21 protein-coding genes are annotated in these 19327 nt (G+C 60.2%); 7 read left to right on the forward strand and 14 right to left on the reverse strand.

Annotated elements, in window-relative coordinates:
• Positions 1 to 68: 68 nt before the first annotated feature.
• The 3 genes from K9B32_RS01810 to K9B32_RS01820 all read right to left on the reverse strand — a co-directional run bounded on the left by K9B32_RS01810 (position 69) and on the right by K9B32_RS01820 (position 2589).
• The gene (locus tag K9B32_RS01810; RefSeq protein WP_224560190.1) at positions 69 to 899 is read right to left on the reverse strand and encodes an ABC transporter permease; all 831 of its coding nucleotides are present in this window, start codon (positions 897 to 899) and stop codon (positions 69 to 71) included.
• On the reverse strand, positions 896 to 1699 hold the full coding sequence (locus K9B32_RS01815; RefSeq protein WP_224560191.1) for an ABC transporter permease: 804 nt from the start codon (positions 1697 to 1699) through the stop codon (positions 896 to 898). Before K9B32_RS01815 ends, K9B32_RS01810 begins: the two co-directional genes overlap by 4 nt.
• Positions 1700 to 1812: 113 nt before the next feature.
• A complete protein-coding gene (locus K9B32_RS01820; protein WP_224560192.1) occupies positions 1813 to 2589 on the reverse strand; it encodes an ABC transporter substrate-binding protein in 777 nt (258 codons plus the stop codon).
• Between the two features lie 322 nt (positions 2590 to 2911).
• On the opposite strand from K9B32_RS01820, the gene K9B32_RS01825 reads away from it, so the two are divergent.
• The gene (locus K9B32_RS01825) at positions 2912 to 5164 is read left to right on the forward strand and encodes an OmpA family protein (RefSeq protein WP_224560193.1); all 2253 of its coding nucleotides are present in this window, start codon (positions 2912 to 2914) and stop codon (positions 5162 to 5164) included.
• A gap of 105 nt (positions 5165 to 5269) precedes the next feature.
• Here K9B32_RS01825 and K9B32_RS01830 read toward each other — a convergent pair whose 3' ends face one another.
• From K9B32_RS01830 to K9B32_RS01855, 6 genes are read right to left on the reverse strand one after another with little or no spacing between them, the layout of a single operon-like run.
• Positions 5270 to 5512 (reverse strand): GNAT family N-acetyltransferase, encoded by a 243-nt coding sequence (locus K9B32_RS01830; RefSeq protein WP_224560194.1) that lies wholly within the window; start codon positions 5510 to 5512, stop codon positions 5270 to 5272.
• Positions 5494 to 5640 carry a hypothetical protein gene (locus tag K9B32_RS01835; protein WP_224560195.1) on the reverse strand — a complete coding sequence of 49 codons (147 nt, stop codon included), beginning with the start codon at positions 5638 to 5640 and terminating at the stop codon, positions 5494 to 5496. The genes K9B32_RS01830 and K9B32_RS01835 overlap by 19 nt, the downstream gene beginning before the upstream one ends.
• A gap of 59 nt (positions 5641 to 5699) precedes the next feature.
• Positions 5700 to 6032: a hypothetical protein gene (locus tag K9B32_RS01840; RefSeq protein WP_224560196.1), complete on the reverse strand. Its 333-nt coding sequence runs from the start codon at positions 6030 to 6032 to the stop codon at positions 5700 to 5702.
• 21 nt (positions 6033 to 6053) lie between these two features.
• On the reverse strand, positions 6054 to 6569 hold the full coding sequence (gene mobB / locus K9B32_RS01845; protein WP_224560197.1) for a molybdopterin-guanine dinucleotide biosynthesis protein B: 516 nt from the start codon (positions 6567 to 6569) through the stop codon (positions 6054 to 6056).
• Positions 6569 to 7201, reverse strand: coding sequence for a molybdenum cofactor guanylyltransferase MobA (mobA, locus tag K9B32_RS01850; protein WP_224560198.1), 633 nt, complete (start codon positions 7199 to 7201; stop codon positions 6569 to 6571). The genes mobB and mobA overlap by 1 nt, the downstream gene beginning before the upstream one ends.
• Positions 7202 to 7208: 7 nt before the next feature.
• Positions 7209 to 8117 carry a DMT family transporter gene (locus K9B32_RS01855; RefSeq protein WP_224560199.1) on the reverse strand — a complete coding sequence of 303 codons (909 nt, stop codon included), beginning with the start codon at positions 8115 to 8117 and terminating at the stop codon, positions 7209 to 7211.
• Between the two features lie 203 nt (positions 8118 to 8320).
• Between K9B32_RS01855 and K9B32_RS01860 the strand changes: the two genes are divergently transcribed.
• Positions 8321 to 9091 (forward strand): SDR family oxidoreductase, encoded by a 771-nt coding sequence (locus K9B32_RS01860; RefSeq protein WP_224560200.1) that lies wholly within the window; start codon positions 8321 to 8323, stop codon positions 9089 to 9091.
• A 21-nt stretch (positions 9092 to 9112) separates the two neighbouring features.
• Here K9B32_RS01860 and moaA read toward each other — a convergent pair whose 3' ends face one another.
• Complete coding sequence (gene moaA / locus K9B32_RS01865; protein WP_224560201.1) at positions 9113 to 10159, reverse strand: GTP 3',8-cyclase MoaA; 1047 nt, start codon at positions 10157 to 10159, stop codon at positions 9113 to 9115.
• Between the two features lie 134 nt (positions 10160 to 10293).
• On the opposite strand from moaA, the gene K9B32_RS01870 reads away from it, so the two are divergent.
• Both K9B32_RS01870 and K9B32_RS01875 read left to right on the forward strand, forming a co-directional pair.
• Entirely contained in the window at positions 10294 to 10668 is a 375-nt protein-coding gene (locus tag K9B32_RS01870; RefSeq protein ID WP_224560202.1) for a gamma-butyrobetaine hydroxylase-like domain-containing protein, read from the forward strand.
• A gap of 23 nt (positions 10669 to 10691) precedes the next feature.
• Positions 10692 to 11882, forward strand: a complete 1191-nt coding sequence (locus tag K9B32_RS01875) for a low temperature requirement protein A (RefSeq protein ID WP_224560203.1) — start codon at positions 10692 to 10694, stop codon at positions 11880 to 11882.
• 2 nt (positions 11883 to 11884) lie between these two features.
• Here the strand turns inward: K9B32_RS01875 and K9B32_RS01880 are convergent, their stop codons facing one another.
• Positions 11885 to 12352, reverse strand: a complete 468-nt coding sequence (locus K9B32_RS01880) for a MarR family winged helix-turn-helix transcriptional regulator (protein WP_224560204.1) — start codon at positions 12350 to 12352, stop codon at positions 11885 to 11887.
• Positions 12353 to 12397: 45 nt separating this feature from the next.
• On the opposite strand from K9B32_RS01880, the gene K9B32_RS01885 reads away from it, so the two are divergent.
• Both K9B32_RS01885 and K9B32_RS01890 read left to right on the forward strand, forming a co-directional pair.
• The gene (locus K9B32_RS01885; protein WP_224560205.1) at positions 12398 to 13351 is read left to right on the forward strand and encodes an alpha/beta hydrolase; all 954 of its coding nucleotides are present in this window, start codon (positions 12398 to 12400) and stop codon (positions 13349 to 13351) included.
• 49 nt (positions 13352 to 13400) lie between these two features.
• Entirely contained in the window at positions 13401 to 14012 is a 612-nt protein-coding gene (locus tag K9B32_RS01890) for a pyridoxamine 5'-phosphate oxidase family protein (protein ID WP_224560206.1), read from the forward strand.
• Between the two features lie 120 nt (positions 14013 to 14132).
• Here the strand turns inward: K9B32_RS01890 and K9B32_RS01895 are convergent, their stop codons facing one another.
• Positions 14133 to 15203, reverse strand: coding sequence for a GGDEF domain-containing protein (locus tag K9B32_RS01895; RefSeq protein WP_224560207.1), 1071 nt, complete (start codon positions 15201 to 15203; stop codon positions 14133 to 14135).
• Between the two features lie 348 nt (positions 15204 to 15551).
• Between K9B32_RS01895 and K9B32_RS01900 the strand changes: the two genes are divergently transcribed.
• Entirely contained in the window at positions 15552 to 15767 is a 216-nt protein-coding gene (locus K9B32_RS01900; RefSeq protein ID WP_224560208.1) for a hypothetical protein, read from the forward strand.
• 7 nt (positions 15768 to 15774) lie between these two features.
• On the opposite strand, the gene K9B32_RS01905 is transcribed toward K9B32_RS01900, so the two are convergent.
• Both K9B32_RS01905 and fumC read right to left on the reverse strand, forming a co-directional pair.
• Positions 15775 to 17382 carry a fumarate hydratase gene (locus tag K9B32_RS01905; RefSeq protein WP_224560209.1) on the reverse strand — a complete coding sequence of 536 codons (1608 nt, stop codon included), beginning with the start codon at positions 17380 to 17382 and terminating at the stop codon, positions 15775 to 15777.
• A gap of 159 nt (positions 17383 to 17541) precedes the next feature.
• Positions 17542 to 18933: a class II fumarate hydratase gene (gene fumC / locus K9B32_RS01910; protein ID WP_224560210.1), complete on the reverse strand. Its 1392-nt coding sequence runs from the start codon at positions 18931 to 18933 to the stop codon at positions 17542 to 17544.
• Between the last annotated feature and the right edge of the window lie 394 nt (positions 18934 to 19327).

Consider the following 19327-nt stretch of genomic DNA (forward strand, 5'->3'; position numbering starts at 1 on the left):
GCGGTTTATGGATTTGTTTTATAATTTCAAATCGTTAGCAGCTATCGTTGGTGAGTGCTGCTAGGTTCTCAGCGTTTCAGGTGGCGGGTGAGGCGACGCTCGATCCAGCCCCAGAGGTGGCGCAATGCTTCGACCATGCTGAGGTAGAAGATCGCCGCCCAGAGGTAGGTCTGATAGTCAAAGGTGCGCGAGAAGGCGTAACGCGTCTCACCCATCAGGTCGAGGACGGTGATGATGGCGACGACCGCCGAGCCCTTGATCAGCAGGATGATCTCATTGCCGTAGGGTCGCAAGGCGACGATCAGAGCTTGCGGCAAGATAATCTTGCGGAAGGCGATGACTTTGTGGATGCCGAGCGAGGCTGCGGCTTCGTGCTGGCCGCGCGCGACGCTCTGGATGGCGCCACGTAGGATTTCAGCCTGATAGGCGGCCGTATTGATGGTCATTGCAAACAGGCCGCAATACCAGGCATCGCGGAAGAACCACCATAGTCCGACGGTTTCCAGCTGCGGACGGAAGCTGCCAAGGCCATAATAGATGAGGAAGAGCTGGGCTAGCAGGGGCGTGCCGCGGAACACATAAACGTAGCAGTAGGCGATGCCGTTGATGAACCTGTTCTTGGACATGCGGGCAAAGGCCAACGGCAACGACACGATCGCGCCGAAGAATACTGAGATCACTACCAGTGCAATCGTCGTGTACAGGCCATGCAAATAGCGAGGGCCATAGCGCATGAACTTCTCTGGATCCCAGCCACTGACGACCATTGCGATCAGCGCGGCGGCGAGCACGATCCAGAGAGCGATGACAGCGTAGCCGGTGACGCGTGTGGCCGTGATCGGCTTGTGCGCTTGCTTCGGCGCCGGCTGTGCCGGAATGAGGGTCTGGGCGTGACTCATCGACTGATCTCCGACCGCCTGGCCCACCGCTCGATGTAGCTGAGGCCGAAGGAGGAAATGACGGCAAGGCCGAGATAGAGAGCGCAGGCGACCGCGTAGAACAGAAACGCTTGCTTGGTGACCTTAACAGCCACACCCGTCTGGCGCAGGATATCGGCAAGGCCGATGATCGAGACATAGGATGTGTCCTTGAGCAGGATCATCCAAAGGTTCACGAGGCCGGGAAGGGCGATGCGCACCAGTTGCGGCAGCACGATCAGGAGCAGGGTCCGGCCGCGATGAAAGCCCAGCGCGTCGCCGGCTTCGTACTGGCCTTTCGGAATGGCGCGGAACGCCGACAACAACACTTCCGAGCAATAGGCGGAGAATACGACCGAAAGGGCGATCATCCCGGCGAAGAAGGCGTTGATTTCGATGCGGCCGTCGTAGCCCATGGAGGCGAGGATGGACTGGATCAGAATCTGCATGCCGTAATAGATGATGAACAGCGTCAGCAGTTCAGGCAGGCCGCGGAAGATCGTGGTGTAGATGCCGGCAGCAAGACGGACCGATTTCTCTTCCGATTGCTGGCCCAGCGCCACGAGAAAGCCGATGATAAGTCCAATTGGCAGGGTAACCAGAGCGACCGCAACGGTGACTTTCAGACCGGCGGCGATCTCATCGCCCCAACCAGTGTCGCCACAGGCCAGGATCGTCGAAGAACCGAACCAGGTGAAGAGTCCTGCGGGTCCGCAAAGCGGATCGAAGATGTAACCAATCCAGGCCCAAAATGAGCCTAGCGCGGAAAATAATCCGCCCATGCCAGTTTTCCCCTCGCGGTTTGTACCGCTTTGATCTTTCCATTCTTGTCAAACAAAAATGGCGGAAGAGCAAGCCTTCCGCCATCAGCTTTATGGGCGACCTACAGCTTTTCTTATTCGCCGTAAACGTCGAAGTCGAAGTACTTGTCCTGGATCTTCTTGTATTCACCGCTGGTGCGGATCGCAGCGATCGCCGTGTTTAGTTTTTCACGCAGTGCGTCGTCGCCCTTGCGCACGGCAATGCCTGCACCCACGCCGTTGATTTCCTTGTCGACCGGGAGCGGCGTCAGGATCTTGCAGCATGCGCCGGCATCCGACTTGACCCACTGTGACAGAACGACGATGTCGTCGATGACGGCGTCAACGCGGCCGTTCGCGATGTCGAGCTTGTACTCGTCTGCTGTCGGGTAGAGCTTCAGCTCGGTATCGGGCAGGTGCTTTTCAGCGTAGTTCGAGTGGGTGGTGGAGGTCTGCGCGCCGATCGTCTTGCCCTTCAGGCCGGCAACGTCGGTGACGGTCGAATCCTTCGGTACGGCGATTGCCGGCGGGGTGTTGTAATACTTGTTGGTAAAGTCGACGAGCTTCGAGCGCTCCGGCGTGATCGACATGGACGAGATGATCATGTCGAACTTCTTGGCCTGCAGCGCGGGAATGATGCCATCCCAGTCACTGCTGACGATGGTGCATTCGGCCTTCATCTCGGCGCAGAGCGCGCGGGCGATGTCCATGTCGAAGCCCAGGAACTGGCCGCTGGCATCAACATATTCGAAGGGCGGATAGGTCGAGTCTGTGCCGATGACATACTTCTCGCCATCAGCCATAGCGGCGCCTGCGAAAAGAGACATCGCGGCGACGGAAGCGGCGGCGAGAATACGGGTGGAGATACGCATGTTAGTCCTCTCTGTTGGTGCTGCCGCTCGTGTTCTTCTTTTGGACGGCGGCTGAGCAGGGCGGTGCTGGGCACTGCCTTGACGCGATACTCAACCCTTTTTCAATGGAATTGCAACTGGAATCGGAGGGGCGCGGCGAAGGGTCAACTATGGCGAAGATGAACAATGCCGCACTGCCACATTCATACCGGGTTAATAGTCCAGTTCCTAAAACTCGTGGAACAAATGCAGTCCTCGCGCGGTTCTCGCCGCGGGTGATTGCCTCAAAATCGGACGTGGCCACGACTGCGTCTCAAGAACATAAAGTCAACGAGGAGCTCCTATGGGAATGAAATCCAGATTGTTTGCCAGTGCCGCCTTTCCGCTGTTGTCGCTGTCGCTTGTAATGCCCCCGGTGCATTCTTTTGCCGCGGTTGCCAGCGTTGAGCAGGTTCGCACGGCGTCGGAGGCAGTCGCGGGCGGCTTCGAGGTTGCGCAGGATGCGGCACCTTCGGACGAAGAGATTCTGAAGAAGCGGCGGAAACAACACGATGGTGGCGGCGAGCAACAGGCGCCGGCGGCCCAGGAGCAGCCACAACAACAGGAAGCCCCTGCCGAGCAGCCGCAGCAACAGCAGCAAGCGCCTGCCGAAAAGCCCCGCAAGCAGCCTGAGCCGGCAGCCGAGGCGCAGCCCGAGCAACAGGAAGCACCGGCCGAGAAGCCGCGCCGCCAGCAAGAACCTGCCGCCGAACAGCAGTCTCAGCAGCAGGAAGAAGCTCCCGTCGAAAAGCCGCGCAAGAAGCGCCAGCCCGCTGCCGAGCAGGCAGAGCCCGCCGCTCCGCAGGAACAGGTAGCTCCGGCCCAGGAACAGCAGCCCGCGGACAACCAGGAAAAGCCGCGTCGAAATAAGCGCGACAAACAGCCATCGCAACAGGAGGCCGCGCCGCAGCCCCAGACAGAACAGGTCGCCCCGCGGCAGGAGCAGGCTCAGCCACAGGGTGAACAGTCGCAGCCCAAGGGTAAGGGAGGCAAACAGCAGGCGACTGAAGGTTCCGAACAGCCGGTAAAGCCCCGCAGGAAGCCGGCCGCCGCTGAAACGCAGCAGCAGGAAACGCAGAAGCCGACAGCGGAACAGACACCCGTTCCACAGGAATCGCCGGCGCCCGAAAAGGCTCCGAAGCCACTGGAAGCTCCGACAGCCGAAAAGCCGCCAGTTCCCGCACAGGAGCCTGCGAGAGAGGCCCAGCCTGGTGGCACACAGCCGACCCAGCAGCAAGGCGAGCAGGTGCCCGCACCTCAGCAGGGGGAGCAAGCTCCGGCCCAGCAGGGCGAACAAATCCCGGCTCAGCCGAACGGCGCACCAACCGATCAGCCGGCAACGGGCCAGGCCGAGCAGGCTATCCCGGCACCGGAGAAGATCACGCCCAAGGAACTCGAGCGTCGCAAGGAAATTGCCGCGGATCCGAGCAAGAGCACGGAGACCGTCGTTCTGCCGGTTGAGAACGGTGCCGCCGTTCTCGATAGCGACAAGGACGCCGACCGCTCCGGTGGCATCCAGTCCCGTCGCGATCGTGACAGGCAGCGTGGCCAGGAGCAGAATTTCCGCGTTCCGAAATCCGATGCTGACGCCCAGATCATAACAGAAGGCGCCAAGGCCGCCCCGATCAGGATCGAAGCCGTCACCAGCGAACAGGGCCGGCGTCTCGACAGGCGTCCGCAGTTCGAACAGCCGGAAGGCGCACGTTTCGGCGAGCGCGGCGACGACAATCGCGTGATCATCCAGATCAACAACCAGACGATCATTCGCGGTGATGACGACCGGCGCTTCCTGCGGGATGGCGAACGTCCGATCTACGAGCAGCTGCCGCGGGACCGTTACCGCGAGACGATCGACCGTGACGGCTATCAGATCGTGACGATCCGTAACCGTTATGGCGACATCATTCAGCGGTCGCGCGTCGACAATCGCGGGCGTGAGTCCGTGCTCTACTATTCGCCCGATCTCTATGAAGATCCGGACCGCGGCTACTTCGAGGATCCGGGCCGCGATCTGCCGCCGATGCGCCTGCGCATTCCGCTTGATGACTACATCATGGACACGAGCAGCGACGACGACCGCGACTATTACGACTTCCTGCGCGAACCACCTGTGGAGCCGGTGGAGCGTGTCTACTCGTTGGATGAGGTGAAGTATTCGGCCCGTATCCGCGACAAGGTTCGTCGTATCGACCTCGATACGATCACCTTTGCGACGGGTAGTGCCGAGATCCCGATGAGCCAGGCGCGCAGTCTGCGCAAAGTTGCCGATGCGATCAACGAGGTGCTGCGCAAGGACCCGTCGGAAACCTTCCTGATCGAAGGTCACACGGACGCTGTCGGCTCCGACCAGAGCAACCTCGTCCTGTCGGACCAGCGCGCAGAGTCGGTGGCGAACGTCATGACTGACGTCTACGGCATCCCGCCTGAAAACCTGGCAACACAGGGCTACGGCGAGCGTTACCTCAAGGTCAACACGCAGGGGCCGAACCAGGAAAACCGCCGTGTTACCATCCGTCGCGTGACGGCACTCGTACGCCCAGTCGCCTCGCGCAATTGAACCGAGAGGCCGAACTGATCGAAAGCCGCCGGAAGACCGGCGGCTTTTTCATTGCGGATACTGTCTTCGCCGTGGGCCCATGCGGGCATGACCGAAGCTCTAACACTAGGTCGTAAAACGGGCGTCAACGGCCGGGGTTGCGAGGCCGCAAAGGATCGTCGGATCGAGTTGCAGGCCGCAGGATTCTATCATGCGGCGCGAAACTGCGTTGTCGGCACGAACGAACTCAACCACTTCATCTGCGCCCAGCGTTTCGAATGCGGCCATGATCGCCAGAGCGTTGACAAGGCGGCCGAGCCCTTTTCCACGCTGATCTGCCGTTACCGTTATCAAGCCGACCCAGGCCAATGCCGCATATTCGCGTGAGCTGTGGCGACGATATTGCCATCTCCGTCTGCGAGGGCGACCGTCACGGCCGGCACGATCTTGCCAAGGAGCATGTAAGCGGAGAGCGGCGCGATACCGTTGTCCGTCATGCAGGTCTGTATACGCCGAATCGTCTTGTCCTCGTGCCGATCCGAAAGCCCGAGGCACATTAGCCCATTGGGTAGGTCGGCAGCGCGGATTGGGGTGCAAGCGGCGACTGCCATCGTGCGGTCCGCCTACAGACGTTCCACACGTCAACACGGTAGTCCGATCCGAGCTTCTGACGGATGTCTTCGATGCGCGTCGTCGGCATCATGCGAAAGCCAAAGACGCCGTCCTTCGCGAGACGTTCATCGACAAAAGCCCAGTCAATGAGGTCGAAATTGTCGACCGAGAAGAACCGACCTGCCTGCACGAGACCAGGTGTGGCCGCAATCCTCGCCTGTGCCTCGTCGGATTGGCGCTGCAGTCGCTGCTGTTTTTCGGTGCCATAGTAGGTCATTGCTCCCTCGCAACAGCTTTCCTACTTTGCAGGCAGTTCCACCATCCCCGAAATGAAGTCTGCGATCGCCTGTGTATCATCAAGATTGAATACCGGCAGAAAGCCTTCGGCAATCGGGTGATCGGCCGCGATGGCGGCGATGAAGGGATCCGTCGATGCAAGAGGCTCCTGGCTGGCAGCTTCCAGCCGCCGGGCTTCGATCTTCGGGATCGGCTCGCGCTTGTAGCCTTCGATCAGCACGAGGTCGCAAGGTGCAATCCGGCCAAGGATTTCTTCGAATGTCGGCTCGGGGGCACCGCGCAATTCGTGCATGATGGCGTAGCGTGTACCTGAAACGATGGTGACTTCGTGTGCGCCGGCCTGTCGGTGGCGGTAGCTGTCGGCGCCGACCTTGTCGATATCGAAATCATGATGGGCGTGCTTGATCGTCGAAATGCTATAGCCGCGGCGGGTAAACTCCTCGACGAGGCGGACGGCCAGGCCGGTCTTGCCCGAATTCTTCCAGCCTGCGATGCCAAAGATTTTCGGTTTTTCCATCAGACGAGCACCTTCAGCCAGCGTTCCGCCTCGGCGAGATCATCCGGCGTGTTGACATTGAAAAACGGATCGAGAAGGCTCGCCCGCGTCGGGCGCAGCGGAAAGGTAACTTCCGTAACGTCATGCCGTAAGAGGAAGTCTCGCACACGGCGTTTCTCGTCGGTAGCGATCCAGGCTTTCAGATCATCGGCAAGATCGACGGGCCACAAGCCGAACACCGGGTGGCTGCGGCCTTCCGAGGCGGCGATGGCAATCTTCTCGGGCGCATCGATAGCGGCGGCGAGCCAATCGACCAAGTCGCGGGGGAAGAATGGACTGTCGACCGATACCGTTGCCACGTGCGTAACACCTCCGAGCGTCGCGCCATAGGCCATCGCGGCATGAATGCCAGCCATCGGTCCCGCTTTGCCGGGAACTATATCAGGAATGAACCGGTGGCGGCAATTTTCCGGCGTCGCGTCGGCGTTGACGGCAAGGGTACTCACCTGCGGCTCAAGCTGTTCGACGACACGCTCCAGCAAAGTGCGGCCGCTGAGCCGCACGGAGGCTTTGTCGCGGCCCATCCGCGACGAGCGCCCCCCGGCCAGGACGACGCCTGGTATATTGGATCTATCCAGCGAAAAATCGTTCATGATTGCCTCAGACAGGTGTTCTCGGCTCGGACTCCTGGGCGACCGGCGGTACATGGCGTTTGGCCTCACGATAGAACGTATAGAGGCCGGACGCGATGACGACGGCAGCGCCGGTGAGTGTCCAGAGATCGGGGAGTTCCGCAAAGAAGACGAAGCCCAGCAATGTCGAGAAGATCAGGCTTGTGTAGCGGAACGGCGCCACGAAGGAGATCTCGCCCGTTCGCATCGCCATGATGACGGACTGGTAGCCGATCAGGACGAGAATGGCGGCAAGCAGCAGATGCGAAAGCGAAGTCAGGCTGACTGGCTCCCATCCGCCAAGCAACGGCGTCAGCAACGCGCCGACGATCGTGACGGAGACGGCGGTGACCACGGTGATCATCAGCGAAGGGATCTCGGAGCCGATGCCGCGTGTGGCTAGGTCGCGGCCGGCCGTGGTGAGGACGCTGCCGACGCAGAGAAGTGCCGCCGCCGTAAAGCCGTCCGGTCCCGGTCGAATTATGATCAGCACGCCAAGCAGTCCCACAAGAATGGCCGACCAGCGACGCCAGCCGACCGGTTCCGAGAAAAACAGCGCCGCACCGAAGGTCACGACCAGCGGCAGCGATTGCAGGATGGCGGACGCGTTCGCGATCGGCATCATGCCAAGTGCCGTAATGTAAGTGGCCGCTGCCAGTATCTCGCAAATGACGCGGACGATGACCATCGGCTTGAGCACAATGCGCCACGACCGCAATGCACCCATGTAGCGCGCGATGACATAGACAAAGATGCTGGTGAAGAGGCCGCGCAGGCACATGATCTGGCCTGCATTCATGTAGGTAATGACTGACTTGGAAAGTGCGTCGCTGCAGGAAAATCCGGCCATGGCCGAACTCATGTAGATGGCGCCCTGGGTATTGCGGGACCGCGGCATGTCGATATTCCGATTCTCGTACACGTCCTTTTAGAGGGTGCCAGGCGAGATGGGAATCGAACGGAAGACACAGTCGAGATAATTCGATTGCGCAGTGCACAATAATGCAGACCATGCGTGCGCCAACGCGGCGGGAAACGGGTGGCTGCCAGCCCCGATGTCTGAAATTTGGAATACCGCCAACAACAAGTGGAGGTTCCGACATGAGATATCTGGATGGCAAGGTTGCGATCATCACAGGCGCGAGTTCCGGCATCGGCCGGGCAGCGGCTAAGCTCTTCGCCGCGGAAGGCGCGCGGCTGGTCGTCGCGGCGCGACGCGAGGCCAAACTCGGGATGCTGGTGGAAGAGATCGGGGATGCGGGCGGCGAGGCGGTTGCGGTCGCCGGCGACGTGCGCGAGGAGGCCTTGAACAGGCGGCTGGTCGAGGTGGCGGTGGAGCGCTTCGGCGGGCTTGATGTCGCCTTCAACAATGCCGGCAGCACCGGCGAATCCGCACCGGTGGCCGAGCTCTCGCTCGACGGCTGGAATGAGATGCTTGCGGTTAATCTGACCAGCGCCTTTCTGGCGGCGAGGTACCAGGTACCGGCGATGATCGCGCGCGGCGGCGGATCGATCGTCTTCACGTCGACGTTCGTTGGACATACGGCAGGGATGCCCGGCATGGGTGCTTATGCGGCCAGTAAGGCGGGACTGACCGGTCTTGTGCAGGTGCTTGCGGCGGAGCTGGGTCCGAAGAATATCCGTGTCAACGCGCTGTTGCCCGGCGGAACCGATACGGCGATGAATCCGGCCAACTTCGAGAATCCCGATAAGGAGCTCGTCGCCTTCATCCATGGGCTGCATGCGCTCAAGCGCCTGGCGCAGCCGGAGGAGATCGCCACGGCAGCGCTTTTCCTGGGATCGGATCTGGCGAGCTTCGTAACAGGAACGTCCATGCTGGCGGATGGCGGGGTTTCGATCAACCGGACGTAAGCTGCACGAATCCGGTGAGCGTCACCCGCCGGTGACGCTCATGTGGCGGGCAACGGCGGGACGATTGTGGGTGCGGTCGATGATGAAGTCATGGCCCTTCGGCTTGCGCAAGATCGCGTCGTCGATCGCCGCATAGAGCAGCCCATCGTCTGGCGTGGCGCGCAAGGCAGCGCGCAGATCGGCGGCGTCGTTCTGGCCAAGGCACATGTAGAGCGTGCCGGTGCAGGTCAGCCGCACGCGGTTGCAGCTCTCGCAGAAATTATGCGTCATCGGCGTGATGAAGCCGAGCCGACCGCCGGTCTCCATGACTTCGACATAGCGGGCCGGGCCGCCGGTGCGGTACCCGATCTCCGAGAAGGTGAACTGCCGTTCGAGATCGGCGCGCAGCTTCGACAGCGGTAGGTAGCGGTCGGTGCGGTCTTCCTCGATCTCGCCCATCGGCATGGTTTCGATGACGGTCAGATCCATGCCGCGGCCATGCGCGAAGCGGATCATTTCGGGCATTTCGACGTCGTTAAAATCCTTCAGCGCCACCGCATTGAGCTTGACCTTGAGGCCGGCTTTCTGGGCCGCCTCGATGCCCTCCATCACCTTGTGGAAGTCGCCCCAGCGGGTGATCTGGCGGAACTTGTCCGCATCAAGCGTATCGAGCGAGACGTTGATGCGGCGCACGCCGCAATCGTAGAGCTCGTCGGCAAAACGAGAGAGCTGCGAGCCGTTGGTGGTCAGTGTCAGTTCGTCGAGGCCCGAGCCGATCTCTTTGCCGAGCTCGCGCACCAGATACATGATGTTCTTGCGCACCAGCGGCTCGCCGCCGGTCAGCCTGAGCTTGCGCACACCCTTGGCGATGAAGGCGGAACAGAGCCGGTGCAGTTCCTCGAGCGTCAGAAGCTCCTGCTTCGGCAGGAAGGTCATGTGCTCGGCCATGCAGTAGGTGCAGCGGAAGTCGCAGCGGTCGGTGACGGAGACACGCAGATAGGTCACGGCCCGCTTGAAGGGGTCGACCATTGGTTTTGCCTCTGCGACCAGTGGCGATGCGCTGCCTGTCGTTCCGACGTTGCTGTTCACGAATGCCTCCGCAATGCTACTAATGTGCGTATAGGTTATTGCCGCGTCAAGGGAAACGCTTCTTCGGCACGGCAAATTGAACTTGCCTCGCCACGCTGCATTGCCTACTCGTGATTTTGAAGGGGAATGGGATCATGAGCGATATATGGCCGACTGAACTCAGAGTTTCGAAAGACCGGCAGCACCTCGTTGTCACGTTCAACGATGGGCAGAGCTTCGATCTTTCCGCCGAGATGCTGCGTGTGCTTTCTCCATCCGCGGAGGTGCAGGGGCACGGGCCGGGACAGAGGGTGACGGTGCCTGGCAAGCGCAATGTCGCGATCCTCTCTCTGACACCGACCGGCAATTATGCGGTGCGCATCGGTTTCGACGATATGCACGATACCGGCATCTTTACCTGGACCTATCTGCGCGAACTTGGCGAGCGTGGCCAAGAGCTGTTTGCTGCCTATGAAGAAGAGCTGCGCGAGAAGGGCATGAACCGCGACACCTCAGAAAAACCACGCTGAACGACAACTGCGCAGGGGGAAGCATGGCGGGAATGAACAAACGAAACTGGCTGCGCGCGAAGGGCAGTCCAGGCGGGAGCAGGGTCACCTTTCTTGAACTGTTTTTCGATCTCGTCTTCGTTTTCTCGATCTCGCAGCTCTCGCATGCGCTTGCGGCCCATTATACTCCACTCGGCGCTCTTGAGGCTGGCCTGATGACCTTTGCGGTCTGGTGGGTCTGGATCTTCACGGCCTGGGTGACGAACTGGCTCGATCCCGACAAGATGCCCGTTCGGGGCATGCTCGTCGTGCTGATGCTGCTCGGCCTTGTTCTATCTGCCTCCATCCCCGAGGCTTTCGGCGACAAGGGGCTGCTCTTTGCGGGCGCCTACGTGCTGATGCAGGTCGGTCGCTCGCTCTTCACCACATATGCCGTCAAGGAGGCGAGCGCTTCCAACTACCGCAATTTTCTCCGCATCAGTACCTGGCTGATCGTTTCCGGCATATTCTGGATCGCCGGTGGCTTCCTGGAACATGAAGCGCGGATGATTGCGTGGCTGGTCGCTCTTGCGATCGAGTATGCGGGGCCGGCGAGCGGCTTTGCCGTACCGGGGCTCGGCAAGTCCACTGCTTCCGACTGGGATGTATCCGGGGCACATATGGCCGAGCGTTGCGCGCTCTTCGTCATCATCTGCCTTGGCGAAGCGGTGCTGGTTTCGGGCCGGACATTCTCGGAAATGCCGTTTTCGCCGTTGACCGCAGTCGTCTTCGGGACCGGATTTGTCGGAACGGTGGCGATGTGGTGGCTCTATTTCCGCTTCGGCCACGAGAGGGCGGCGCATCGGATCGAACACGACGAAACGCCGGGAAGCTTGGCGCGGCAGGCCTTTACCTATGCCCATATCCCGATCCTGGCAGGCATCATCGTTCACGCCGTCACAGTCGAGTTCATGTTCTCGCATCCGCACGAGACCGGCAATCTCGGCGTCATGGCCTCGGTGCTTGGTGGCTCCGGGCTATTTCTCGCCGGCAACCTCTGGTTCAAGGGGGCGACCAGCGGGCGCTTGCCGCTCTCGCATCTGGCCGGCCTTGTCCTCCTGATCCTGCTCGCCTTCATTGCGCCGTTCATCGAGGTCTACCTCGCCGGTATGCTCGCGACGGCGGTACTGATCGTGGTGGCCGCCTGGGAGTACAAGTCCCTAGCGGGGCATTCGGTTGGCCATACCGTGCACTAGGGTCAGTCTTCGTCGATAAGGTCGTGCTGCAGCACGCGGATAATCCGCTCCATCGAATCGGCCATCGCCATGCATTGCTCGATCGGTTCTGGTGACAGCACGCGCTCGATAAGGTCGGTCTGAATGACCATGGCCTTCTCCGTGACTTCGCGGCCTTCCTGAGTCAGGAAGAGCCGCAGCACACGCTTGTCCTTCGCATCGCCACGCCGTTCGATCAGCCCGCGCATTTCCATCTGCGGCAGCAGCATGCTCATGTTCGAGCGGCCGACCAGCAGTTTGCGGGCTAATTCCTGCTGCGAGATGCCTTCAAAGCGGTAGAGGTTGATCAGAATATCGAGATGCGGGGTCTTGATATCGAGTTCAGATAGCGAGCGACCGAGTGACTGCTGCATGAGCTGGCAGGCGCGGGCGACGGCGATCCAGCTGCGAAAACGGGGATGATCCCAGGGTAGGGATTGATTTTTGTTCATCGTTGTACTTTATTGTTCAGTGTTGAACATTGTTGGATTCCCACTATGACAAACTTTACGCTGAAGGTCACCCGCCTCGGATTTTCCCTGCTGCAGTCGGTTTCGCCGCGCATGGCTGGAAAGGCGGCGTTTCGACTGTTCTGCCTGACGCCGTCGCGCAGACCTAAGGGCGAGAAGGCGAAGGCGGCGCATGCAGCCGGTGCGGCAAAGCTTGCCAGCGCAGAGCGATTCGTGCTTCCCCTTGCCGGCGGCGGCCGGGCCCATGCGTATCGGCTGAATGGCGGTGCGCTGGGACGCCGGCCGCGTTACCTCGTGACGCACGGCTGGGGATCGAGCGGCGAATACATGGCCGACCTTGTCGAGACGCTGGTGGCGACCGGCGCCGAGGTGATCGTCGTCGATTTTCCCGGACACGGACGCGCGCCAGGGCGGTCCCTCCATATGGGCATGGCGGTGAAGGCGATCGCTGCGGCTGAACGTCGCTTCGGTGCATTCGACGCCACACTCGGCCATTCCTTCGGTGGCGCTGCGCTGATGGTGGCTGCGTCTGGCATGCTGCCCGGGACTGCCGCCGTGCTGCCGGAAAGGCTGGTGCTCATCGGCTCGCCGAGCGAGATGCACTGGCTCTTCAAGGATTTCGGCAAGATGATCGGGCTTGCGAAGCCCGCGCAGCAAGCGTTGGAGAACGAGGTACGTTGTGTCGCCGGCCGGAGACTTGAGGAATTCGATGCGGGCAGGGCGGCCGGAGCGATCCGGCGTCCGGTGCTGGTCGTCCATGCGGAGGACGACAAGGAAGTGGGCGCCAAGCATGCGCGCCGCTACGCGGCGGCGAGCAATGACGTCAGGCTCCACTGGGCGAATGGGTTCGGCCATCGCCGGATTGTCAGCGCGGCGCCCGTTCTGGAGGCGATCACAGACTTTCTTGCCAGCGCTACTTCCGGCAAAGATGCTGAGATCATTCCACTTTTCGACCTTTCCGCACGGCGCACGTCATTGTAGCGTCACGTTAGGCAGCTAAAGGCTGCGACAACAACGCGGCAGGTCAATCATGAAAATCATCGAAACCCTGGAAGAACTCGCGGCCATCTATGCTGGCGGGCTGACGCGGGCGTCCGTGGCCAAGGTGACGGACTACCTGACGCCGCTATACCGAGAGATGATCGAGGCCTCGCCTTTTGTGGCGCTTGCGACGGTGGGACCCGAGGGGCTCGACTGTTCGCCGCGAGGCGATATCGGCGGCGTCGTGCGCATCATTGATGACAGAACGCTGCATCTGCCTGACTGGCGCGGCAACAACCGCGTCGATTCGCTCTCTAACATCGTACGCGACCCACGCCTGGCGCTGATGTTTCTTATTCCCGGCTCGAATATCACGATGCGCGTCAACGGGCGCGGCGTTGTGACGAACGACGAAGCGGTCGTGTCCAGCTTTGTGATGGACGGCAAGTACCCGCGGACGGTGATCGTCATCACAATCGACGAGGTCTATTTCCAGTGTGCCCGCGCGCTGATCCGTTCCGAGCTTTGGAATCCGGAAACCTTCGTTGATCCAAAGAGCTTGCCGACGCCGGGACTGATGCTGAAGGCGGCGACGGGGGATTTCGACTACGAGACCTATGATCGCGAATGGCCGGAGCGTGCGGCCAAGACGATGTGGTAACTTCAGTAGGTCTTCCAACGGGCTCGCATGCAGGCCATCGATCGCTGTTGCCTGCGTTAGCGACGAGTGATCGGGACAATCGACTGTGACCGGGAAGGCCAGGGCAGTGTCGCCCAAGACCTATCCCTTGTAGATCAGCCAGCTTTTGGTGAAGTCTTTCTGCATGCCGTCTTCAAAGAGGACGCTGCAGTTGCGGCCCGAATTCTTGGCGCCATAAAGCGCAACATCGGCCTTATGGTAAAGCTCGCCGGCGTCCTCCGCGTAGGATGCCATGCAGACGCCGACCGACACGGTAACAGGTCCGTAATTGATCCTCGTGCGCGAGTTCGTGAAGGGGGTCGTTTCCAGCGTACGGCGGATGCGCTCGGCCGTGCCCATCACTTCCTCGGAAGTGTTGCCCTCAATGATCAGGGCGAATTCCTCGCCGCCGGTGCGGGCGACGAAAACGTCGCGGCGCACGTTGGCGCGGATGACCGAGGCAACGGTCGCAAGGATCTTGTCACCGACCGGATGACCATAGGTGTCGTTGATCTTCTTGAAGTTGTCGATGTCGGCAAGCACGAGCGCGGTGACTGGGCGCATGGTCGGATTGTTGAAGACGGCCGACAGGCGGTCGTCGAAGGCGCGACGGTTCGACAGGCGCGTCAACGAATCGGTGTTGGCGATGCGCTTGTACTCGTCGAGTTCCTTGCGGACCTGATCCATTTCCTGTGAACGCTGGACGACGTTTTCGACCGTGCGTTCGCCGTGCGCCATTGTGTCGCCAGTTGCCTCGGTCAGCAGGGTGAGCGCGTTCTCGATAAGCTCTACGCTTGTGTGGTTCTTCGAACTGATCCGCTTGTAGGTTTCGCCAAGCAGCTTGTTGTAGCTTTCCAGCGATATCTGCTCCTGGCGCAGGACGCGCAGCAGCGTCTCTAGCTCGGCGGCGATGCGGCCATGGGCGTCATCAAACACGCGGGCGGGGCTGTGCGCAAAATATTGCGCACCGAGGGCGTCCAATTCCTCCTGCGTTGCCTGGCTGCCGAGGGCTGCCAGGTCCCGCGTCAGCGCCGGGTTAGAGCCGATGTAGGCTTCGTAGAAGAGCTCGTAATTGCGCGGGATTGGCGCAACGCCCATGGAGCGCATGGCGAACGTGATCTGACCTGCCACGTCAGGAACCTGCGCCCTCGTTGGCGCTGCGGCCGTCGTCATGCGACTACTCCTCAATTGAATGTCAAATGCAGTCTTTAATTTGTTAGCTTACAAATATTGGGAAATGATTAAGGGGGGATATACCAATGATTACATGTGAGATTTGGCCGATCTTCTCCATATTTGCTTATCGCATTGATTTTATCTGAGAATTTTTGTCGATGTAACGACCGTTGCGCCTTATGCGCGAATAACGCGAAATTAAAATCCCGCAAGCCGTTTTGGTTGCTTTTGATCGTCTCCAAATTGTTGACAGTCGGTGTCGATTGGAAGCTCTGTTGTGCGTCGCTGAAAAGGCGCACGTTCCTTCCCAGCGGAACCCGGGGCTCCACTGGAAGGCCAGAGAGCATGGAAACGTCCAGTCACACTTCACCCATCGTACTCGCCGCCGCCGTTATCGCTGGGTCTGTGGCGCTGATTCAGCAGAACGGCTTCTTCGATGGGGTCTTCCGCAATGACATCCGCGCTAGTGTGACGGCAGAGGAGGTATTCAGTACTGCGGGCTCCGAGAGCCAAAGCGATAACGCCGCGGTCGACCATGGGGCAACCGCGGCGATCCATTGAGGTCGGGTCAGCCGAGGTTGAATTCCTGGAAGAAGTCGTTGCCCTTATCATCGGTAACGATAAAAGCCGGGAAGTCTTCGACCTCGATCTTCCAGACGGCTTCCATCCCGAGTTCCGGATATTCCAGCACGTCGACCTTCTTGATGCAGTCCTGAGCCAGCCGCGCGGCCGGTCCGCCGATGGAGCCGAGGTAGAAGCCGCCGTGCTTCTTGCAGGCTTCGCGCACAGCGCGGGAACGGTTGCCCTTGGCAAGCATCACCATAGAGCCGCCGAAAGACTGGAACTGGTCGACATAAGAATCCATGCGACCGGCTGTGGTCGGGCCGAAGGAGCCGGAGGCATAGCCTGCCGGGGTCTTGGCCGGACCGGCGTAATAGACTGGATGGTTCTTCATGTAGTCGGGCATGCCTTCGCCCTTTTCCAGCCGCTCGCGGATCTTGGCGTGGGCGAGGTCGCGTGCGACGATAATCGTTCCCGTAAGCGACAGACGCGTCTTGACCGGATGCTTGCTGAGCTCGGCGAGAATGCCGGACATCGGCTGGTTGAGGTCGATACGGACCATCGATTCCGACAGTTTCGACTCGTCTATCTCAGGCATATATTTCGACGGATCCGTCTCCAGCTGCTCGATGAAGATGCCCTCGCGGGTGATCTTCCCCTTCGCCTGGCGGTCGGCGGAACAGGAGACGCCAAGGCCGATCGGCAGCGAAGCGCCGTGGCGCGGCAGGCGAACGACGCGCACGTCGTGGCAGAAATATTTGCCGCCGAACTGGGCGCCGACGCCCATCTGCTGCGTCAGCTTGTGGATTTCCTTCTCCATCGCGACATCGCGGAACGCATGGCCGCTTTCCGAACCTTCGGTCGGCAGATCGTCGAGATAGCGTGTCGAGGCGAGCTTGACGGTCTTAAGGTTCATCTCGGCGGATGTGCCACCGATGACGATTGCCAGATGGTAGGGGGGACAGGCTGCCGTACCTAGCGTAAGGATCTTTTCCTTGAGGAAGTCGATCATGCGGTCATGCGTCAACAGCGACGGCGTACCCTGGTAAAGGAAGGTCTTGTTGGCAGAGCCGCCGCCCTTGGCGACGAACAGGAAATCATAGGTATCGGTGCCTTCCTCATAGATGTCGATCTGCGCCGGGAGATTGTTCTTGGTGTTCTTCTCTTCGAACATCTTGATGGGCGCGAGCTGTGAATACCGCAGGTTTTTCTTCTCGTAGGCGTCCATGACGCCCTTGGCCAGGGCCGAATAGTCCCCGCCTTCGGTCCAGACGCGGCGGCCCTTCTTGGCCATGATGATCGCCGTGCCGGTATCCTGGCACATCGGCAGCACACCGCCGGCCGCGATGTTGGCGTTCTTCAAGAGATCGTAGGCGACGAAGCGGTCGTTGTCGGTTGCTTCCGGATCATCGAGGATCGAGGCGAGCTGCTTGAGGTGGCCGGGCCGCAAGAGATGGTTGATGTCGGCGAAGGCTGTTTCGGCAAGCAGGCGAATGCCCTCTGGCTCGACGGTCAGGACGTCCTGTCCCTTGAAGCTGTCGACAGAGACATAGTCGCTGCTGATCTTGCGGTATGGAGTGGAGTCTTCGCTGAGGGGGAAAAGATCGTCAGCCATCGAAGGACCTTTCATGCGGACCGAAATCGCAGATGGTCTATTCGGGCATCTTCGCAATTGCAATAATTCTAAAACTTGTCTGTTTTGGTCATGAAACCTGTGGAAACACCGCCGTGAGTGCGGCGGTGTCAGCTATTTCGATCAGGCTCGACCGCGGATTTACTTCGGGCCGATCATCGTTTCGGGGCGGACGATCGCGTCATATTCCTCGACGGTGACGAGGCCGCTTGCCAGCGCTTCTTCCTTCAGGGTGGTACCGTTCTTGTGCGCAGTCTTGGCGATCTTGGCAGCATTGTCATAGCCAATCTTCGGGGCGAGCGCCGTGACCAGCATCAGCGACCGCTCGAGGCCAGCCTTGATGTTATCCTCGCGCGCCTCGATGCCGACGACGCAATTATCGGTGAAGGAGACGGCGGCGTCACCGAGCAGCTGTACCGACTGGAGGAAATTGTAGGCCATCATCGGATTGTAGACATTGAGTTCGAAGTGGCCCTGGCTGTCGGCGAAGGTCAAAGCAGCATTGTTGCCGAAGATATGAATGCAAACCTGGGTGAGAGCCTCGCACTGCGTCGGGTTGACCTTGCCGGGCATGATGGAGGAGCCGGGCTCGTTTTCGGGAAGGGCGAGTTCGCCGAGGCCGGCGCGCGGGCCGGAGCCCAAGAGGCGGATGTCGTTGGCGATCTTGAAGAGAGCGGCGGCGGCCGCATTGATCGCGCCGTGGCTGAAGACCATCGAGTCATGAGCGGCGAGCGCCTCGAACTTGTTCGGGGCGGTGACGAAGGGCAGGCCGGTGATCTCGGCAATCTCGTCGGCGACCTTCTCAGCAAATCCGATCGGCGCGTTGAGGCCCGTCCCGACCGCGGTGCCGCCCTGGGCCAGTTCACAAAGACCGGGGAGCGTCAATTCAATGCGCTTGATCGCGGAGCCAACCTGCGCCGCATAGCCGGAAAATTCCTGGCCAAGCGTCAGTGGCGTTGCGTCCTGCGTATGCGTGCGGCCGATCTTGATGATGTGGCTGAACTCGGTGACCTTCATGTCGAGCGCGGCATGAAGGTGCTTCAGGCTCGGCAACAGGTGGCGCACGATCTGCTCTGCGCAGGCGATATGCATCGCCGTCGGAAAAGTATCATTCGACGACTGGCTCATATTGACGTGATCGTTCGGATGCACCGGCTTCTTCGAGCCCATCACGCCGCCCAGCAATTCGATCGCACGGTTGGAGATCACCTCGTTGGCATTCATGTTCGACTGCGTGCCGGAGCCCGTCTGCCAGACGACCAGAGGGAAATGGTCGTTGAGCTTACCGTCGATAACCTCCTGTGCCGCATCCCCAATAGGGTTGCCGATCGCAGGATCGAGCTGGCCGAGCGCCATGTTTGCGCGGGCCGCTGCCTGCTTCACGATGCCGAGGGCGCGGACGATCGAAAGTGGCTGCTTTTCCCAGCCGATCTTGAAATTGCCGAGCGAGCGTTGCGCCTGCGCACCCCAATATCGGTCATTTTGCACTTCGATCGGGCCGAACGTATCTGTTTCGGTGCGGGTGGAGGTCATGGCCATGCCTTTCTGTCGCGGTGCCTCTCAAAGATGCGGTCTTATAGGTCCGAAACGGGCCGAAGAAAACCGTCCAGAAATGAAAACATGAATGGGCAATTCATATTATTTGCTAGGATCAGTGATCTTTTAGACACGGCTGATTTTTTATCTTTCAGCGGCTTTTTGGCCACTGTGTCTGAAGCCGAAAATAAAGTAAAAAATTAACCAATAATTTCATAATTTTGTGTGAGCTGCGGATCAACGGAAGAGTTTGTCGCGTTACTGTAGGTTGAGTTGGCTGAGGCTGGCGGCGGCGCCTGCTTTCTGCCATGTGACGCTCGCGCCGGATGAAACGAGTTCTGAGGCGGGTCTCGCCCGCGATTTTAAGACAGCATGACACTGGGACTGGATA

Origin of the sequence: Rhizobium sp. 3T7, from assembly GCF_020166565.1 — a bacterium.
Lineage (GTDB): Bacteria > Pseudomonadota > Alphaproteobacteria > Rhizobiales > Rhizobiaceae > Rhizobium.

What these genes read in the sequence shown, in the direction of transcription:
- K9B32_RS01880 (WP_224560204.1), bottom strand. Translation starts at nt 12,352, where the DNA reads ATGAACAAAAATCAATCCCTACCCTGGGATCATCCCCGTTTTCGCAGC.
- fumC (WP_224560210.1), bottom strand. Translation starts at nt 18,933, where the DNA reads ATGACCTCCACCCGCACCGAAACAGATACGTTCGGCCCGATCGAAGTG.
- K9B32_RS01875 (WP_224560203.1), top strand. Translation starts at nt 10,692, where the DNA reads ATGGCGGGAATGAACAAACGAAACTGGCTGCGCGCGAAGGGCAGTCCA.
- K9B32_RS01870 (WP_224560202.1), top strand. Translation starts at nt 10,294, where the DNA reads ATGAGCGATATATGGCCGACTGAACTCAGAGTTTCGAAAGACCGGCAG.
- K9B32_RS01825 (WP_224560193.1), top strand. Translation starts at nt 2,912, where the DNA reads ATGGGAATGAAATCCAGATTGTTTGCCAGTGCCGCCTTTCCGCTGTTG.
- K9B32_RS01855 (WP_224560199.1), bottom strand. Translation starts at nt 8,117, where the DNA reads ATGCCGCGGTCCCGCAATACCCAGGGCGCCATCTACATGAGTTCGGCC.
- mobB (WP_224560197.1), bottom strand. Translation starts at nt 6,569, where the DNA reads ATGGAAAAACCGAAAATCTTTGGCATCGCAGGCTGGAAGAATTCGGGC.
- K9B32_RS01820 (WP_224560192.1), bottom strand. Translation starts at nt 2,589, where the DNA reads ATGCGTATCTCCACCCGTATTCTCGCCGCCGCTTCCGTCGCCGCGATG.
- K9B32_RS01895 (WP_224560207.1), bottom strand. Translation starts at nt 15,203, where the DNA reads ATGACGACGGCCGCAGCGCCAACGAGGGCGCAGGTTCCTGACGTGGCA.
- K9B32_RS01900 (WP_224560208.1), top strand. Translation starts at nt 15,552, where the DNA reads ATGGAAACGTCCAGTCACACTTCACCCATCGTACTCGCCGCCGCCGTT.
- K9B32_RS01835 (WP_224560195.1), bottom strand. Translation starts at nt 5,640, where the DNA reads ATGACGGACAACGGTATCGCGCCGCTCTCCGCTTACATGCTCCTTGGC.
- K9B32_RS01810 (WP_224560190.1), bottom strand. Translation starts at nt 899, where the DNA reads ATGAGTCACGCCCAGACCCTCATTCCGGCACAGCCGGCGCCGAAGCAA.
- K9B32_RS01885 (WP_224560205.1), top strand. Translation starts at nt 12,398, where the DNA reads ATGACAAACTTTACGCTGAAGGTCACCCGCCTCGGATTTTCCCTGCTG.
- K9B32_RS01890 (WP_224560206.1), top strand. Translation starts at nt 13,401, where the DNA reads ATGAAAATCATCGAAACCCTGGAAGAACTCGCGGCCATCTATGCTGGC.
- K9B32_RS01815 (WP_224560191.1), bottom strand. Translation starts at nt 1,699, where the DNA reads ATGGGCGGATTATTTTCCGCGCTAGGCTCATTTTGGGCCTGGATTGGT.
- K9B32_RS01840 (WP_224560196.1), bottom strand. Translation starts at nt 6,032, where the DNA reads ATGACCTACTATGGCACCGAAAAACAGCAGCGACTGCAGCGCCAATCC.
- K9B32_RS01860 (WP_224560200.1), top strand. Translation starts at nt 8,321, where the DNA reads ATGAGATATCTGGATGGCAAGGTTGCGATCATCACAGGCGCGAGTTCC.
- K9B32_RS01905 (WP_224560209.1), bottom strand. Translation starts at nt 17,382, where the DNA reads ATGGCTGACGATCTTTTCCCCCTCAGCGAAGACTCCACTCCATACCGC.
- mobA (WP_224560198.1), bottom strand. Translation starts at nt 7,201, where the DNA reads ATGAACGATTTTTCGCTGGATAGATCCAATATACCAGGCGTCGTCCTG.